Origin of the sequence: Streptomyces clavifer, from assembly GCF_036345975.1 — a bacterium.
GTDB lineage: Bacteria > Actinomycetota > Actinomycetes > Streptomycetales > Streptomycetaceae > Streptomyces > Streptomyces clavifer.
Window position 1 is genome coordinate 3,023,830 of the sequence record NZ_CP107793.1, and the last position, 17,978, is coordinate 3,041,807.

A 17,978-nucleotide genomic window follows, 5' to 3' on the forward strand; every position below is an offset into this window, starting at 1 on the left:
GTGGCCGGGCCCGGCCACCCGCGTCGCGGCAGACCTCAGTCGTCCAGGACGGAGAGGTCCTGCTCCACCGCAGGCACCTCGACCGTGCCGCCGTCGTCGGGCAGCGTCTGGACGGTGAACATCTGGATGCCGCCCTCGGTGACCGTGAGCGTGCGGGAGGCGTGGACGGGGCCGCCCGACTGTGTCCTGACCGTCAGCGCGTAACCGCCCTTGAGCCCGGACGGGACCTCGGGGGTGACCTCCAGCGTCGTACCGCCCTTGACGGTGTACGTCTTGACGGTCTTCTCGCCGCCCTCGCTGCCCGCGGACGCGGTCACTTCGACCTTGGCCGTCCCGCCCGGCGCGGTCAGGGAGAGCACCGATCCCTTCGCCCGGTTGTCGGCCACGCTCGCCCGGTCGCCCACCGGCCCGGTCGCCGGGATGTAGGCGATCTCCTGCTTGGCGCCCTTGCCGCGCACCACGCGCAGCGCGGCGACGACCGGCGTCCCGTCTCCGTCGACCGGGGACAGCCGGATCGACCCGGGCTCCCCCCGGGTGACGTCCTTGAGATCGACGCTCGCGGTCATCCGCGACTTGATGTGCAGGGTGTCGTTGCCCACCGGCGCGAACGTCGTGTTCTTCCCCATGAGCTGCACCTTCACATCGGCGTCGTCCTCACCGGGCGCGAAGGCCACCAGGTGTACGGACGTGGCGTCGGCCGGGATGCCGGGCAGGACCAGGGTCTCCGCCGGGTCGGTGGAAGCGGTGAGCCAGTCGCTGCCCGCGTCGTTCTCGGCGACCCGGACGACCGCGCCGACGCGTCCCGTCCGGGTGGTGACGTGGACGGTCACGTCGTCGACGGCCTCGCTGGTCAGGGTCGGGATCAGCAGCGCGACGCTCGACCGGGGCGGCACCGTGATCCCTTCCCCGGCGTCGGACTCGAGGGCACCCTCGGGGCCGAACAGCTCGATGTCGGCCACGGCCGCCGTGTCGTCGGGGTTGGTGAGATGGACGTAGTCCTGCCGCGTCGCCGCGGTCCCGGCGCCCGGGAACCAGAAGTCGGTGTCCGGTGCCGTGCAGCTCACGCCGAGGAGGCCACGGGCCTCGCCAGCCGCGGTCGTGGTGGTCTGCTGGGCCGTCCAGCCCGGGGCCAGCCGGCCGGTGGCCGTGCCGATGAGCGCCGGGGCGTCGGACTCGGAGGTGTCGGCGGTGACCGGCTTGCCGGCGTCCTTGAGCGTGACGACGGGCTTGTCGGCCCCCGGCTTCTCGTCCTTCTCCTCCTTCTCCTCCTTCTCTTCGCCCTTCTCCTCGTCCTTGCCGGCCGCCGGGTCCTCGTCGTCGGCCGGGAGCGGCACGGACGGATTCAGCTCGGCGGTGCCGGCTTCACCGTCGCTCTCCCCCTCCGGGGTGAAGGAGGTGTACGTCGTGTCCGCCAGGTCGGAGCTGCTGGGCGCGGGGCAGAGCAGGCTGGAGCGCTCGACGGGGAGCCTGGCTGCGGCCTTCGCCTCGGTTGCCTCCCCTTCGCCGGGCGCGGTGAGCGCGGCGAATCCGGTGACGGCGGCGAGGGCGACAGCGCCCGCGATGAGGGACAGGGGGGTGGACTTCACTCGGACTCGCCTCGCGATGCGTTGCCGTTCTGCCACGGACCCCGGCCCGTGGCCGGGTTCTCTTCGTGCCCCTCGTACGGGGCGGTTTCGCCCGTCCCCGTCGCGTAGGGCTGCTGCTGGGCGTAGCCGTACGGGTCGTAGGCGCCCTGCTGCGGGTACTGGTCCTGCTGGTTCTGGTTCTGGTCCTGGTACTGGTCGTGCTGGTTCTGGTCCTGCGAGTACTGGTCCTGCGGGTACTGGCCGGGCTGGTAGTACTGCCCGTCCTGGTGCCCGCCGTGGTCGGCGCCCTGGTACTGCTGCGCGTCCCACTCCCCGTAGTTCTGCCCGCCGTAGGTCTGCTGACCGTAGGTCTGCTCGCCGTAGTGCTGCCCGCCGTCGTTCTGCTGCGGCACGGCCACGTAGGTGCCGGTGCCGTCCTGGTCGTCCGGGGCCGCCGCGTACGGAGCGGCGTTCTGCTGGGCCGGGATGTACCCGGCCTGCGCCGGCTCCGTGACGTCCGGCGCGGGGGCGCCGTCCTCGCCGTGGGGAGCGTCGTACCCGGTCTCCTGGCCGTCCTCCCCCGTCGTCTCGGCCTGAGCCGCCGCGCGCAGCCTGCGTGCCCGGCGTCCCTCGCCCTCGACCGGCTCGGCCGGAACGGTCCCGGTCTCCTCGGGCAGGTCGTCATCGATCTCCCGGCGGCGGCCCGGCAGGGCCATGACCACCAGGACCACACCGAGGGCCACCTGCGTCCAGATCCAGGCCGAGTGGGTGACAGGGGTGTCGTACGTCAGGTCCAGCGTGCCGCCCTCGGAGGGGAGGGTGAAGCCCTGTGCCCAGCCGTCCACGGTCTTCGGCGTCAGCGCCTTGCCGTTCAGCGTGGCCTGCCAGCGCGGGTCCGCGCCGTCGGCGATCCGCAGCACCCGGTCCGATCCGCCATCGGGGATCTTCGTGTGCGCCTCGACGGGCAGCGAGCCGACGGGCACGGGCTCGGCGCCCTCGCCGGACGGGACGATCATGAGGCGGGAGACCTGGCGGTCGACGCGCCACAGGGCGCTGCCGTCGAGCTGGCTGAGCCGGCTCAGCCCGGGCGTCGAGTCGAGCACCCGGCTCATCTGCCGCGGTGCTCCGTCCCGTACGAGGACGTAGCGGATCGCGAAGCCGCTCAGCTGGCTGCCCTGGTCGGCGCCGGAGCCCGCGACCAGGTTGGCGACGACCTTGTCGAGGTGGGTGTTGCTGCCGCCCGCCTCGGTGAGCTCGGCGTCGCCGAGGCGGGCGCCCGAGCCGCGCACCAGGCTGTACGAGACGGCTGCGGGCGACGAGCCGCCGAGGACCAGGGTGCGGGGCTGGTCGCGGGTGGCGCTCTCCTCCGCGACGAACGCGGGCACCTGCACCGGGTCCCGGCGCTCCAGCGGCCCGGCCGCGCCGCCGATCATCCAGCCGGCGGCGGCCAGCGCGGGCGCGACCGCCGCGGCCAGGGCGATCAGTGCGGCGACCGGCTGACGCCAGCCGAAGCTGAGCGCGGCGACCCGTACCCGGGCTCCGTCGGCGCCGAGGACCGCGGCGCCGATCAGCGCGATGCCGTACACGAGGGTGGCGGGGCCCGCCCAGGTGGAACCGTTGGAGATGCCCGCGAAGAGCAGACCGACGAGTGCCACGGCCCAGGCGGACCGGATGGCGAACTGCCGCTCACCGCGCAGCAGTGCGGCCAGCGCCGCCAGGACGATGCCCAGAAGCAGGACTCCGCCGGCCGCCTTGGGGCCGCCGGGGCTGAGGCCGAGGAGGTCCAGGGCCGTCGCCGTACCCGTGCCGGTGTCCAGACCGACCTCCTTCAGGAGGTCGGCCGGGCTGGTCAGCAGGGACAACGACCAGGGTGCGAGGACCAGCAGCGGGGTGCCCACGACGGCCAGGAAGCGCAGTCCGTACGCGACGATGTCGCCCCGGCGCAGGACCAGCGCCCCGATGCCGAGGACCACGGCGAGTGGCCAGACGATCGGGGTGAAGGCCATCGTGAAGGTGATCAGCAGCGTGTACGCCCAGGTGGCACGCCAGGTGCCACGGGGGGCGTCGCTCCCGCCGCGCATCCCGTACGCGGCAGCGGCGGCACGGGCCATCGGCGGGAGCAGCACGGCCAGCACGGCCGTACCGAGACGGCCGGTGGCCAGTGCTCCGGTCGCCGCGGGCAGGAAGGCGTACGCGACGCTCGCCCAGGCGCGCAGGAGCCGGGATTCGATGAGGGGCCGGGAGGCGAAGTACGCGGTGAGTCCGGCGAGCGGGACCGAGCAGACCAGCAGCACGGTGAGGGCCAGCCCCGTGGAGCCGAGGAACAGCGCCGACAGTGCGGCGATCAGGCCGAGGTAGGGCGGCGCGGTCTGGGTTCCTCCCGTACCGATCGGGTGCCAGCCGTCCGCGTACCGTCCCCAGAGGTCGGAGACGTCGGCGGGGGCGGGCAGCAGCGCGCCGCCCGCGAGTGCGCCGCCGCCGAGGAGGCTGCGGCAGGCGACCAGGGAGACGAGGAGCAGGAGCGCGAAGAGGACCGGGCCGGGCTTGCGGCCGATCCGCTTGAGCCGGGCGAACTGTTCGATCTCCAGGAAGTCGGCGTCGTCACCGCCGGGCCCCGACTCCGCGACCCCGTGGCGCGAACCGCCGGAGTCGGAGTCGGTGCGACTGCCGAAGTTGCCCGCGATCTGTTCGACGGTCGCGCGGACGGTGGCACCGGACGGCGGGAAGAGGGAGCGCAGCTCGGCGGCGTCCACCGCTCCTTTGCCCCGTGCGCGGCGCCCGGCGATGATCCTGCCCGGGCGCAGCAGGGTGCCGAAGAGTCCGGCGACCTCGTCGAGCGCCTGCCCCGGGACCTTGCCGACGAGGTAGGCGAGGGTGCGGAGCAGGGTGCCGAGGACGAGTCGGAGAAGCGCCCAGGGAAGCTGCTTGCCGCGGGCGTTGACGAGCATCGTGTAGACCGCGCCCGCCTTGTCGACGCGGTGCGGGCTGGAGACGGAGCGTCCGGCACAGTCGATGGGACGGCGTTCCCTGGCGGAGGCCTCGGCATGCCGCAGGACCGCGTCAGGGGCGACGAGGACCCGGTGGCCGGCCATGTGGGCGCGCCAGCAGAGGTCGACGTCGTCACGCATCAGCGGGAGCCTGCGGTCGAAGCCGCCGAGCTCCTCCCAGACGTCGCGGCGCACCAGCATGCCGGCGGAGGAGACGGAGAGCACGGTGCGGACCTGGTCGTGCTGGCCCTGGTCCTGTTCGCGCCGGTCGAGGCCCGTCCAGCGGCGCCCGCTGTTGGCGATGGAGACGCCGACCTCGAGGAGCTGCTTGCGGTCGTACCAGCCGCGCAGCTTCGGTCCCACGATCGCGGCGTGCTTGTCGTTGTCGACGGCGCGCAGCATCTCGGCGAGCGCGTCGGGCTCGGGTGCGCTGTCGTCGTGCAGCAGCCAGAGCCACTGGACGGGTTCGCCGTGCGGGAGTTCCGGCTGGTCGTAGGCGTCGTCGCGCCAGGTCCGGGTGACCGGGTCCCAGCCGCTGGGGCGCTTCAGGTACGGCAGGTCGTCGGTGCCGAGGACGCCCGCGGTGCGGGTCGCCTCGTCGACGGCGGTGCCGAAGCTCGTACGGCGCGCGAGGTGCAGCACGCGCTCACCGCCGAGCGCCTCGGTGACCAGGTGCGCGGAGTCGTCGGCGCTGCCGGTGTCGGCGGCGACGACGTTCTGTACGGGGCGTTCCTGCCCGAGCAGCCCGGCGAGCACATCGGGCAGCCAGCGTGCGCCGTCGTGGGAGACGAGCACGGCGGTGACGACGTGCCGGGGGAACTCTGGGGCGGCGGCGGCCGCGTTCGGCGCCGCCGAGTGGCTGTGCACGGACATCGAGGTACGGGCCCTCCGGCCGGGTCCGGAGGGGGCGTCCCCCCGGGGGCTGCATCGGTGTACACGCGCGCCCCGGCGGGGCGTTGGCGCGTCTCTCGGACGGGGCCCCACACTAACGGTACGGATGTCCGCCCTGCGCCGAGCGGTTGGACGGTGGGAAGGGGAGGCCCCCGGACACGCCGATGGCCCGTGGCCAGGACCCTGCACGAGGGGTCCTGGCCACGGGCCATCGGCGGTACCGGGCGTCCGGGCACGCGGTGGGTCAGATGGCGGCCTTCTTGAGGCGGCGCCGCTCACGCTCGGAGAGGCCGCCCCAGATACCGAACCGCTCGTCGTTGGCGAGGGCGTACTCGAGGCACTCGGAGCGGACCTCGCAGGCGAGGCAGACCTTCTTGGCCTCGCGGGTGGAGCCGCCCTTCTCCGGGAAGAAGGACTCGGGATCGGTCTGGGCGCACAGTGCGCGCTCCTGCCAGCCGAGCTCCTCGTCCGCGTCCTCGACCAGCAGTTGCTGGAACAGCTCGGTCATGTGCGCCCCTCGTCTGTCTCTTGCGTCCCCGTGATGCGGCCGTTATTGAAGCTGCCGAACAACACGAGTGAAATTACAAGTGTGTAGCTCTGGGCCAGTCAAGCGAAGATCTGCTATTGGCCTCGGTATTCACTCTGCGGAACCAACCGTATGCGGAAAGTACCCAAATGGTCAAAAACCTGACATATGCCGCCGGTCGTGCCCGGCTCGCCTTCTCACCGGGTGAGACGACCGCGGTCGCCGCCATGTTTCGATTCGATCACTGAAGCGACCAAGATCACAGTCGGGTCACGGGATGCCCACCGCGTTCAAGACCCGGTTCTTGCGCCACCTTGCCTCTCCCCCGGCTGCCAAAACCTTTCTTCACCCTCGACAACCGGATGGGATGAAAGATTGCCGCCATACCGGGCAGCGGGTTGACAGAAGGCACGCCGAGCCGGTCTTCTTGACTGCATGCAAGCGACCGCAGCGATGTACGCCACCCCCATGCGTGGGTTCCGTACGGCTGTCCAGGCCCGCTGTTGCTGTTCCAGCTGTCACAGCTGTTGAAGCCTGTAGCGCTCCAGCTCTGATCCAGCCCTCTCCACCGCTTTCGGGCTTTCCGCGACACCCCCCGCACGCGCATCCATGCCGAGGAAACACCGCACCCATGAACAGCGACAGCGACCTGCAGATCGCCGGCGACATCCTTGAGGTACAACACCTCCTCCAGCCGGCCCGCCCGCACCCGTCCACCGTGGCCGAGTTCGTCGGACTCGCCCGCACGATCGCCGCCGACCGCGCCCGTTGGGCCCCGCTCGTCCGGTACGACACCACGACCCGCTGGTACCACCGGCTGCAGACCGGCCCGGGTTACGAGGTGTGGCTGCTCAGCTGGATCCCCGGCCAGGGCAGCGGGCTCCACGACCACGGCCCGTCCTCCGGTGTACTCACCGTGCTGGAGGGCGAACTGACGGAGCGCACGGAACACGGGACGCACACCCTGGACGCCGGCGCACAGCGCGTCTTCGCACCCGGTTACGTCCACGAGGTCGTCAACGACGCCCTCGCCCCTGCCGTCAGCCTGCACGTCTACTACCCGGGCCTGACCGACATGCCCATGCACGCCACGCAGTGCGCCCAGGCCGCCCTGGACGCCGTACCCGCCTGACAGCCCACCAGGACCGGACAGTCCCACCCGTCGCCCACCACCACCCCACACCGGACAGGCTCCGCCCGACAGTCCCACCCGTCGCCCACCACCACCCCACACCGGACAGGCTCCGCCCGACAGTCCCACCCGTCGCCCACCACCACCCCACACCGGACAGGCTCCGCCTGACAGACTGGTCTCCATGCGCATTGTGGTTCTGGCCGGCGGTATCGGTGGTGCTCGTTTCCTGCGTGGCCTCAAACAGGCCGCTCCCGAAGCGGACATCACGGTGATCGGCAACACCGGCGACGACATCCATCTGTTCGGGCTGAAGGTCTGCCCCGACCTGGACACCGTGATGTACACCCTCGGCGGTGGCATCAACGAGGAACAGGGCTGGGGGCGTACGGACGAGAGCTTCCAGGTCAAGGAGGAGCTGGCGGCGTACGGCGTGGGACCCGAGTGGTTCGGGCTGGGCGACCGTGACTTCGCGACCCATATCGTCCGTACGCAGATGCTCGGCGCCGGCTATCCGCTGAGCGCGGTCACCGAGGCGCTCTGCGCCCGCTGGAAGCCTGGCGTCCGGCTGATCCCCATGTCCGACGACCGCGTCGAGACACATGTCGCCGTCGACGTCGACGGCGAGAGCAGGGCCATCCACTTCCAGGAGTACTGGGTGAAGATGCGCGCCTCCGTGGCGGCGCAGGCGATCGTGCCGGTCGGCGCCGAGCAGGCCAAGCCCGCGCCGGGCGTCCTGGAGGCCATCGCCGAGGCCGACATCATCCTCTTCCCCCCGTCGAACCCCGTCGTGTCGGTGGGCACCATCCTCGCCGTCCCCGGCATCCGTGAGGCGATCGCCGAGGCCGGGGTACCGGTCGTGGGGCTCTCCCCCATCGTCGGTGACGCTCCGGTGCGGGGCATGGCCGACAAGGTCCTGGCCGCGGTCGGCGTCGACTCGACGGCCTCCGCCGTCGCGCGGCACTACGGGTCGGGACTGCTGGACGGCTGGCTGGTCGACACCGTGGACGCCGGGACCGTGGCCGAGGTGGAGACGGCGGGCATCCGCTGCCGGGCCGTCCCGCTGATGATGACGGACGTGGACACGACGGCCGAGATGGCACGGCAGGCACTGGCCCTGGCCGAGGAGGTCCGGGCATGAACGGGCCTGCCGCCGGGGCACCCTCCTACCGCGTGTGGGCGCTGCCCGGGATGCCCGAGGTGCGCACGGGGGACGACCTGGCGAAGCTGATCGCCGCCACCGAGCCGGGCCTCGTGGACGGCGACGTCCTGCTGGTCACCTCCAAGATCGTCTCCAAGGCGGAGGGGCGGATCGTGGAGGCCGCCGACCGGGAGGCCGCCATCGACGCCGAGACGGTCCGGGTGGTGGCCCGCCGCGGAACGCTCAGGATCGTGGAGAACCGGCAGGGCCTCGTGATGGCCGCTGCCGGCGTCGACGCCTCCAACACCCCGGCCGGCACGGTACTGCTGCTGCCCGAGGACCCGGACGCCTCCGCACGGGCGATCCGGGACGGGCTGCGGGACACCCTCGGGGTCGAGGTCGGCGTCGTCGTCACGGACACCTTCGGGCGTCCCTGGCGCAACGGTCTGACCGATGTCGCCATCGGGGCGGCGGGCGTCCGGGTGCTCGACGACCTGCGCGGCGGTACGGACGCGCACGGCAATCCGCTGAGCGCGACCGTGGTGGCCACGGCCGACGAACTTGCCTCGGCCGGCGACCTGGTGAAGGGCAAGGCGTCCGGCCTGCCGGTCGCCGTGGTGCGAGGGCTGGCCCATGTCGTGGCGGCCCCCGGGGACGCCGGGGGCGGCGCTCGGGCGATGGTGCGGACCGCCGACGACGACATGTTCCGGCTGGGGACGTCCGAAGCGGTGCGGGAAGCCCTTCACCTGCGTCGCACGGTGCGGGAGTTCACCGACGAGCCGGTGGACCCGGGGGCCGTACGGCGCGCCGTGGCGGCTGCCGTGACGGCGCCGGCACCGCACCACACGACACCGTGGCGGTTCGTCCTGCTGGAGTCGGCGGACGCGCGGACCCGGCTGCTCGACGCGATGCGGGACGCGTGGACCGAGGACCTGCGCCGGGACGGCCGGAGCGAGGAGTCGATCGCCAAGCGGGTGCGGCGGGGCGACGTCCTGCGCAACGCGCCGTATCTGGCGGTGCCGTGCCTGGTGATGGACGGCTCGCACACCTACGGGGACGCGCGGCGGGACACGGCGGAGCGCGAGATGTTCGTGGTCGCGGCCGGCGCGGGCGTGCAGAACTTCCTGGTGGCGCTCGCGGGCGAGCGGCTCGGCTCGGCCTGGGTGTCCTCGACGATGTTCTGCCGGGACGTGGTGCGTGAGGTGCTGGACCTGCCGGACAGCTGGGATCCGCTGGGCGCGGTGGCCGTGGGACACGCGGCGCAGGCGCCGAAGGAGCGGGGCGCGCGGGACGCGGGGGCGTTCATCGCGGTGCGGTGAGGCGGACCGGGCTCCGGTCCGCTCCCCCGCCGGCTAGAGCCGGGCGATGTCGCGTGGTGTCATGCGCGGGGCGCGTCGCGGCGGGATGTGGCCCGAGAGCATGATCAGCCGTGCCGCCCGGTGGCGCTGGCCCTCGTACGGGGCGAGGAGCGACAGCATCTCCTCGTCGTCGGCACTCCGGTTGCCCGCCAGGGCGTACCCGACGATGCCGGGCAGGTGGAGGTCGCCGACCGTGACCGCGTCGGCCGCGCCGTTCGAGCGCTGCAGTGTCTCCGCCGCCGTCCAGGGGCCGATGCCCGGGATCAGCTCAAGGCGCGCCATCGCCTCGGGCAGCTCCATCGACGCCGCCTCCTCCATGCGGCGGGCGACCCGGACCGCGCGCAGGATCGTCGCCGAGCGTTTGGCGTCCACGCCCGCGCGGTGCCAATCCCACGAGGGGATCAGCGACCACGTCCGGGCATCCGGCATGACGTACAGGCCGTACGTGCCGAACGGCCCGTCCGCCGGGCCGGGGGCCGGGGTGCCGTGGGTGCGGACGAGCAGCCGCCAGGCGCGGTAGGCCTCGTCGGTGGTGACCTTCTGTTCCAGGACCGACGGGATCAGGGACTCCATGACCAGCCCGGTGCGCAGCAGCCGCAGCCCCGGCCTGCGCTGCCGGGCCACGGCGACCAGCCTGTGCCGCGGGCGGAAGGCGTCCGGGTCGTCGTCCGCACCGAGCAGCCCGGGGAGCCCGTCCAGCAGCCACTGCGCGCCCGGGCCCCAGGCCACCGCGGATACCTGCCCGCCGGGGGCCGCCGAGACGCGCAGGGTGCCGGGGCCGGCCGGGGTGCGGGTGGCCCGCCAGAACGACCCGTCGGGCAGGGCCCGGTACGTGGGGTCCGCCGGGCCGCGCCGCAGAGGGCCCAGGACCAGACGCAGGTCGATTGGGCCGGGTGGTGTCCAGGTCCGCTCCAGCGGCGGGGCGTACGGGCCCGTGACCACCGCCTGCCGGCGGGGCACGGCGGTGGTGCGGGGTGCGAAGCGTCCTGCCACGGGTGAGGTCCTCGGTCGTCGGGGTGTCTACCGAGGGTACGGCCGACGGAGACCTTTCACTGGTCGGACGAGAAGCGGACCGAGGCGTCCGGAAGGACCGCGCCGCACCAGACCCGGACCCCGTCGCGCAGTTCGTTGTCGGCTCCGACCTGCGCACCGTCGCCGATCACCGCGCCCGCGAGGACCGTACGGCTGCCGATCCGGGCGCCGGCCCCGATCAGTGAGTCGCTGATCACGGCACCCGGTTCGACGACGGCGCCGGCCAGCACGGTGGACCCGGTGATCCGGGCGCCCTCGCCGATCAGCGCGCCCTCACCGATGACCGTGCCGCCGGTGAGCTTGGCGTCGGCGGCCACGGACGCGGTGGGCAGGACGAGCCGGTCGCCGCAGCGGCCGGGCACGGCCGGGGAGGGGGCGCGGCCCAGGACCAGGTCGGCCGAGCCGCGTACGAACGCCTGCGGGGTGCCGAGGTCCAGCCAGTAGGTGGAGTCGACCATGCCCTGGAGGTGTGCTCCGGAGGCGAGCAGGCCGGGGAACGTCTCACGCTCCACGGACACCGGCCGGCCGGCCGGAATGGTGTCGATGACCGAGCGGCGGAAGATGTACGCCCCCGCGTTGACCTGGTCGGTGACTATCTCCTCGGGTGTCTGCGGCTTCTCCAGGAAGGCCGTCACCCTGCCCGAGTCGTCCGTCGGCACGAGACCGAAGGCGCGCGGGTCCTCCACCCTGGTGAGGTGCAGGGAGACGTCCGCCCCGGACGTGGCGTGCGACGCGACCAGGGCCCGGATGTCGAGCCCGGTGAGGATGTCCCCGTTGAAGATGAGGACGGGCTCGTCCGGGCCCGAGGCCAGCCGCGACGCCACGTTGCGAATGGCTCCGCCGGTACCGAGCGGCTCGCGCTCGGTGACGTACTCGATGGAGAGTCCGAGCGACGAGCCGTCGCCGAAGTACGGCTCGAAGACCTCCGCCAGGTAGGACGTGGCGAGCACGATGTGCTCCACCCCGGCCGCCCGGGCACGCGCCAACTGGTGCGTGAGGAACGGGACGCCCGCGGCCGGAACCATCGGCTTCGGGGTGTGCACCGTGAGTGGCCGCAGCCGGGTGCCCTTGCCACCGACCAGCAGGATCGCTTCTCTTGCCTCTGTCACAGCGCCGTCTCTGCTTCCTGATGGGGCCGGGCCTCGTATCGGCTGGCCAGTGTATGCAGACCGTCGCGGGCCCTCCCGGTCAGCGGCCCTGCAGCCGGGCCGAGCTGGTCCGGGCCGTGCCCAGCTTCTTGTAGAGACGGCTTCCGGGGCATTCGGTTGCGAAACCGTCGCGATGACCGGAGATGACGTTGAGCTTGACGTTGGCGCCCTTCTTGTACTTGCCGCTGCCGCCGGAGACGAGCGTGACCTTGCTCTTGGGGTTGCGGCCGAACAGACCGAGCTTCCAGGCCGTGAGCTTGGCGATCGCGGTCACCGCGGCGGCCGGCGGGTTCTTCGCGCTGTAGGTCCCGAGGACGGCGATGCCCATGCTCTTGGAGTTGAAGCCGAGCGTGTGGGCGCCGAGGACCGGCTTGGTCACGCCCCCCGCGCGGCCTTCGTAGATGTTTCCGCACTTGTCCACGGCGAAGTTGTAGCCGAAGTCGCGCCATCCGCTGCTCTTGACGTGGTAGCGGTAGATGCTGCGCAGGACGGAGGGCGCCTGGGAGCAGGTGTAGTTGTTGCCCGTGGCGCTGTGGTGGATGAAGGCCGCCTTGACGGTCGTGGTGTACGCGAAGGCGCGCTCCCGGATGCTCTCGTCGGCGCCCCAGCCCTTGCGCGTGACGATGCGCGGGCGGGGCCCCACGAACGGCTTGGCGCCCGCCGCGACGACCGCCTGCTCCTCCGACTCGGCCTTGCTCAGGGCGGGGATCTCGGTGGCTCCGAGCGGGGCGAGGTCGGCGTTGACCGCGGAGCTCTCGGCCGCGGCCAGGCTGAGGCCCGCGGCTTCGGGGAGCGCGCCCGGCTGGGGGGAGGTGACGGGGGTGACCGTGGCCGGGGTGCCCACGGCGGGAGTGCCGGTGGCGGGAGTGCCGGTGGTCGGGGTGACCGTGACCGGGTCGCCGGCGGTCGGCGGCTGCTGCGGGTCGTCACCCGGGTCGACGAGCTCCACCCGAAGGCCCTCGGGCAGGGGTGCGGTGCCTCCGGCACGGTTCTGCGGTCCGGAGTCCCCGGACCGCACGCGTACCTCCACGCCGTCCGAGTCACCGACCCAGAGCGGGGCGGTGGAGCCGCGGACCCTGCCCGACGTGCGCTCGGCACTGCCGGCGTCGGCGGCGTGGTCGGTGTTGTGCGTCTCGAGGTCCTGCCAGCCGGACCACCGTCCGGTGCCGGTCGCACGGGCCCGGACCTGGACGGTGCCGTGCAGTTCGGCGTCGGCGTCGTCCCAGACCACGCCGACGAGGGAGAAGCGGTGCGCGTCGCGCTGCCGCAGCCCTCGTGCGAGGGGGGACACGGATTCGGTGGCCCGGGGGGACGCTTCGGTGAGCGGCCGCAGGGGCAGGGACTGCGTGGAACCGGACGGTTCGGCAGCCGAGGCCGCGGGCGCGTGGGCGCCCGGGGCAGGCACGGGGGCGGCGGGCGCAGGCGCGGCGAGCGGGAGGGTGAGTGCCGCCGCGCAGGTGACGCCGATCGAGGTTGCAAGAAGTGCATGCATACAGGAAATCCTGGACAGATCATGCCATTCCCGGCTACTGGAGGGTGGCTGCCCCCACTTGACGCACCGTCTGCCGAACCGGTGGACACCGCGCCCCTCACGCCCCGCCCCGCCCGCACCCGGCGCGTACCCTTGCGCGGATGAACGCCAGTGATCGCACCCCCGCCGACCTGCTGCGATCCGCGCTCGCCGCGGACCCGGCCCGCCCACTCGTCACCTTCTACGACGACGCAACCGGAGAGCGCGTCGAACTGTCGGTGGCCACCTTCGCCAATTGGGTGGCCAAGACCGCCAATCTGCTGCAGGGCGACCTGGCCGCGGAGCCGGGCGACCGGCTCGCCCTGCTGCTGCCCGCGCACTGGCAGTCCGCGGTCTGGCTGCTCGCCTGCTCCTCGGTCGGTGTCGTCGCCGATGTGCAGGGCGACCCCGCCTCCGCCGATCTGGTGGTCACCGGGCCGGACTCCCTGGACCGGGCGCGCGCCTGCCGCGGCGAGCGGGTGGCCCTGGCCCTGCGCCCACTGGGCGGCCGTTTCCCGCAGCCGCCCGAGGGGTTCGCCGACTACGCGGTGGAGGTGCCCGGCCAGGGCGACCGCTTCGCGCCGTACGCGCCGGTGGATCCGTCCGCCCCCGCGCTCGCCGTGGCCGGCGTCGGGCTGACGGCGGACCAGCTGGTCGCACGCGCCCGCGAGGACGCGGCGGCACTGGGGCTGGCCCCGGGGTCGAGGCTGCTCACGGGACGTACGTACGACACCTGGGAAGGCCTCTCCGCCGGACTCTTCGCACCGCTGGCGGCCGGGGGGTCGGTGGTCCTGTGCCGCCATCAGGACCGGCTGGACGAGGACGGCCTGGCGAAGCGCGTCGAGAGCGAGCGGGTCACCAACACCGCGGTATGACAAGCGCCCTGAGGTCCACTCGTCCGGCCCACGGCGGGCCGAGCCCTCGGGGCTGAGCCTCGGCAGCGGTACATGATCGGGCGGTAGGGACCACTCTGCCTGAATGCACAACCAAGCGTGAGGTTCAGCCGTCTACTTCTGCGACCGGCGGCCCATCGCGCCGCCGAACACGAAGGATGGACGCAGACGTGAGCGACAGCGCCGGCCCCCCGGTCGACCCGGACCGCCCCGACCACCCGGCCGGGGACGAGGCGAAGGACGGGTCGCGGGACGATTCCGGAGCCACCCCGCCGGAGGAGTCCGATCAGGCTCCGCAGGACGGCTCCCTCACCGCCGGGGACGAGAGCGCCGACGGCAGGGGCGAGAGCCACGACGGCGGCGGGGGCGACGAGGACCGGAGCCACGACGCCCGCGAGGGCGGCGGGGACGAGAGCGACGACACCCGTGAGGCCGCAGGCGACGAGAGCGACGACGCCCCTAAGGCCGTCGACGACGGCGGGAGCCACGACGGCGACGGCAAGGACAGTGGCGGAAAGGACGGCCCCGGATTCGAGACCTGGGCCGCCCGTCCGGAGGGCGGCGCCCCCGGGCGCAGACGCCACTGGCTCCGCTGGACCGCCCTCGCCGCCTCGTTCCTGGTGCTGGTCGCCGCGGGGGTCGGCTGGTGGCTGTACAAGAAGCTCGACGGCAACATCACGACGGATACGAGCGCCGCGGCCGAACTCAAGGCGTACGAGCAGGAGCGTCCGACGCCGATCGCGCAGAACGCACAGAACATCCTGCTGATCGGTTCCGACACCCGGTCCGGCGACAACAGCAAGTACGGACGGGACGACGGCGGCAGTCAGCGCTCGGACACCACGATCCTGCTGCACCTCGCGGCGGACCGCAGGAGCGCGACCGCGGTGTCGATCCCGCGCGACCTGATGGCCGAGATCCCCAGCTGCCACACGGGGGACGGAAAGGCCACGAAGAAGCAGTTCGCCCAGTTCAACTGGGCCTTCGAGCTCGGAGGCACGGCCTGCACGATCCGGACCGTGGAGAAGATGACGGGCGTTCGCGTCGACCACCACATGGTCATCGACTTCAACGGATTCAAGGACATGGTCGACGCCGTGGACGGCGTCGAGGTCTGCCTCAAGGAGCCGGTCGACGACGACGACGCCCACCTCGAGCTCCCCGCGGGGCGCCAGACGCTGGACGGCGAGGAGGCCCTGGGGTACGTACGCGCCCGCAAGTCGATCGGCAACGGCAGCGACACCGAGCGGATGGACCGCCAGCAGAAGTTCCTGGGGGCCCTCGTCAACAAGATGCAGAGCAACGGCGTCCTGCTCAACCCGACGCGGCTCTACCCGGTCCTGGACGCGGCGACCAAGTCCCTCACCACGGATCCGGGCCTGGACTCCCTCAGGGACCTGTACGACCTGGTGCGCGGGATGCGGAACGTGCCGACGGAGCAGGTGCAGTTCCTGACCGTGCCCCGGCAGCCGTACCACGCGAACCCGAACAGGGACGAGCTCATCCAGCCGGACGCGGACCAGTTGTTCGAGCGGTTGCGCAAGGACGAGCCCGTGGCCGTGGCCCCCGCCGACGAAATCAATGGCGAGGATTCACAGCGGGGTCACAGCTCCGACAAGGATTCCTCCGGTCAAGAACCCGGCGATTCGAGCAAGAGCCCCACCCCTGCCCCGACCTATTCGGGATCGAATGCGGCGGCCGACCTGTGCGATGCGTAAAGCAATTCCCAAGTGATGGGCGCCAATCGGAGCAGAATATGCAGAATGCCCGGTTGTAAGGGGCGTGGAATATGTCACGCGCGTCACCCATGGCCGATTCGGCCGGATAGTGTGACGCGATCCGGCGCTCGCGGACCTCGTGCCGCGCACTGCTGGAGCGAAAGACCGAGCGCCCTGCCGGGGGAGGCGCCTCGCGGGGCACCGACGGAGGATTCAGGCAACCGTGGACGCGCATAGCCGTGGACGGGCGGACGATATCGATCCCGCCGACCAGTGGGTGCTCAACCCGCAGACCGGCAATTACGAATTGCGACTGAACCACTCCGGAAGAGAGTCGTCCGGGGCTTCTCGCGCGGCAAACCGTCACAACTCAGGCAGCGGGCGTGAATCCCGTTCCGGCGCTCCCCGCGACGGTTCGGGACGCCGGGGTGCGCCCAACCGCGCGGACCCCGACTCCCACCGCGCGGGCCCCGACTCCGAGGGCCCGCGCCGCGAGGTGCCCGGGCCGCGCAGGGGCCGCCAGGCGCGGGACGGCCGGACCCAGGAGCACCGGGTCGCCGCCGCACGCCGTACGCGCAGGTCCCCGAAGCAGCGGCGGAAGAAGGCCCTGCTGTGGACCGGCGGAGTCCTGGCCTTCGTGATCGTCGCCGGGTCGACGGGGGCCTACGCCCTCTACCAGAAGTTCAACGGCAATCTGGACACCATCGACGTCGGTGACGCGGGCAGCAAGAGCGTCGCCGGCGACGGCCCGCTGAACATCCTGATCATCGGCACGGACAAGCGCACCGGCGCGGGCAACGAGGGCTACGGCGACAAGGGGAGTGCCGGCCACGCAGACACCAACATCCTCTTCCACGTCTCCGAGGACCGCACCAACGCGACGGCGATGAGCATCCCCCGGGACCTGATGACGGAGATCCCCGACTGCACCACGAAGCAGCCGGACGGGTCGGAGAAGGTCATACCCGGCTCGCAGAACGTCCGCTTCAACATCAGCCTCGGCCAGGAGGGCCGCGACCCCGGCTGCACGATGCGCACGGTGAAGCAGATCACCGGGCTGTCGGTCGACCACTTCATGATGGTCGACTTCAACGCGGTCAAGACGCTCTCCACCGCCGTGGGCGGGGTCAAGGTCTGTCTGGCCAGGCCGGTGAAGGACCCCGACTCCCACCTCGACCTGCCCGCGGGCGAGTCCACCATCCAGGGCGAGGACGCGCTGGCGTTCGTCCGTACCCGGCACAGCTTCGGGAACAAGAGCGACCTGGACCGGATCAAGATCCAGCAGCAGTTCATCGGCTCGATGATCCGGCAGATGAAGTCCGACGACACCCTGACCAACCCGTCCAAGCTCTTCAAGCTGGCGGACGCGGCGACCAAGGCGCTCACCGTCGACTCCGGCATCGGGTCGATCAACAAGCTGACCTCGCTCGCCAAGGAGCTCGGCAAGATCGACACGAAGAACATCAGCTTCGTCACGATGCCGGTGGTCGACAACCCGGCCGAGCCGGAGCCCATCACCGTGGTGGTGGATCCCGCGAAGTCGAAGCAGCTCTTCGCGATGATGCGCTCCGACACCTCGCTGACCGAGGTGAAGAAGCAGGAGAAGGCGGCCAAGAGCAAGCAGGAAGCCGTGCTCGAGGGCGACCGGGCGGCCCCGGCCGACGTACGCGTCGACGTGCTCAACGGCGGCGACATCGCCGGTGCCGCGGGCGCGACCGTCACCTGGCTCCAGAACGAGCAGGGCGTGCCGAAGTCCACGAACAAGGCGAACGCCCCGGCGAAGATCGACAGGACCACCTTGGCGTACGCGCCGAACCAGGCGGACCAGGCCCGCGCACTCGCGGACATGATGGGGCTGCCCGCCACGGCGCTGAAGCAGGGATCCACCGACGCCGAAGGCCTTCAGGCGATGGTGCTGACCCTGGGAGCCGACTTCGATGGCGCCGGCGTGCCCATCACCGGTCCGGCAACGGCGCCGGACATCCCGAAGGCAAGCGCCGACAAGGCGGAATGCGCGAAGTGACGACGGGTCGTCGCGCTCCAGCTAATTTCTGAGCAAGCAGGGGGGTCCCGGTGG

General features: G+C 72.1%; 12 protein-coding genes. 6 read left to right on the forward strand and 6 right to left on the reverse strand.

The features are described 5' to 3' along the window. Positions 1-35: 35 nt before the first annotated feature. From OG927_RS12970 to OG927_RS12980, 3 genes are all read right to left on the reverse strand, one after another. Positions 36-1,586, reverse strand: a complete 1,551-nt coding sequence (locus OG927_RS12970) for a DUF5719 family protein (RefSeq protein ID WP_330320190.1) — start codon at positions 1,584-1,586, stop codon at positions 36-38. Further along, positions 1,583-5,425, reverse strand: coding sequence for a glycosyltransferase family 2 protein (locus OG927_RS12975; protein WP_330320191.1), 3,843 nt, complete (start codon positions 5,423-5,425; stop codon positions 1,583-1,585). Before OG927_RS12975 ends, OG927_RS12970 begins: the two co-directional genes overlap by 4 nt. 262 nt (positions 5,426-5,687) lie before the next feature. Next, complete coding sequence (locus OG927_RS12980; RefSeq protein ID WP_014046372.1) at positions 5,688-5,951, reverse strand: WhiB family transcriptional regulator; 264 nt, start codon at positions 5,949-5,951, stop codon at positions 5,688-5,690. Between the two features lie 649 nt (positions 5,952-6,600). Between OG927_RS12980 and OG927_RS12985 the strand changes: the two genes are divergently transcribed. The 3 genes from OG927_RS12985 (at position 6,601) to OG927_RS12995 (ending at position 9,561) form a co-directional block, all read left to right on the forward strand. Next, entirely contained in the window at positions 6,601-7,101 is a 501-nt protein-coding gene (locus tag OG927_RS12985; RefSeq protein ID WP_319102447.1) for a cysteine dioxygenase, read from the forward strand. A 184-nt stretch (positions 7,102-7,285) separates the two neighbouring features. Further along, the gene (cofD, locus tag OG927_RS12990; RefSeq protein WP_330320192.1) at positions 7,286-8,242 is read left to right on the forward strand and encodes a 2-phospho-L-lactate transferase; all 957 of its coding nucleotides are present in this window, start codon (positions 7,286-7,288) and stop codon (positions 8,240-8,242) included. After that, a complete protein-coding gene (locus OG927_RS12995; RefSeq protein ID WP_330320193.1) occupies positions 8,239-9,561 on the forward strand; it encodes a coenzyme F420-0:L-glutamate ligase in 1,323 nt (440 codons plus the stop codon). Before cofD ends, OG927_RS12995 begins: the two co-directional genes overlap by 4 nt. A 33-nt stretch (positions 9,562-9,594) precedes the next feature. On the opposite strand, the gene OG927_RS13000 is transcribed toward OG927_RS12995, so the two are convergent. From OG927_RS13000 to OG927_RS13010, 3 genes are all read right to left on the reverse strand, one after another. Beyond that, entirely contained in the window at positions 9,595-10,593 is a 999-nt protein-coding gene (locus tag OG927_RS13000) for a DNA-3-methyladenine glycosylase family protein (protein WP_408058065.1), read from the reverse strand. A 56-nt stretch (positions 10,594-10,649) separates the two neighbouring features. Next, on the reverse strand, positions 10,650-11,741 hold the full coding sequence (manB, locus tag OG927_RS13005) for a mannose-1-phosphate guanylyltransferase (RefSeq protein ID WP_056798864.1): 1,092 nt from the start codon (positions 11,739-11,741) through the stop codon (positions 10,650-10,652). A gap of 79 nt (positions 11,742-11,820) precedes the next feature. Continuing rightward, positions 11,821-13,272 carry a peptidoglycan recognition protein family protein gene (locus OG927_RS13010; RefSeq protein ID WP_056798867.1) on the reverse strand — a complete coding sequence of 484 codons (1,452 nt, stop codon included), beginning with the start codon at positions 13,270-13,272 and terminating at the stop codon, positions 11,821-11,823. A 140-nt stretch (positions 13,273-13,412) separates the two neighbouring features. Between OG927_RS13010 and OG927_RS13015 the strand changes: the two genes are divergently transcribed. The 3 genes from OG927_RS13015 to OG927_RS13025 all read left to right on the forward strand — a co-directional run bounded on the left by OG927_RS13015 (position 13,413) and on the right by OG927_RS13025 (position 17,924). Further along, on the forward strand, positions 13,413-14,165 hold the full coding sequence (locus tag OG927_RS13015) for a TIGR03089 family protein (protein ID WP_056798871.1): 753 nt from the start codon (positions 13,413-13,415) through the stop codon (positions 14,163-14,165). A 176-nt stretch (positions 14,166-14,341) separates the two neighbouring features. Beyond that, entirely contained in the window at positions 14,342-15,901 is a 1,560-nt protein-coding gene (locus OG927_RS13020; protein ID WP_124282136.1) for an LCP family protein, read from the forward strand. A gap of 223 nt (positions 15,902-16,124) precedes the next feature. After that, positions 16,125-17,924, forward strand: coding sequence for an LCP family protein (locus OG927_RS13025; protein ID WP_079099320.1), 1,800 nt, complete (start codon positions 16,125-16,127; stop codon positions 17,922-17,924). Positions 17,925-17,978 lie beyond the last annotated feature (54 nt).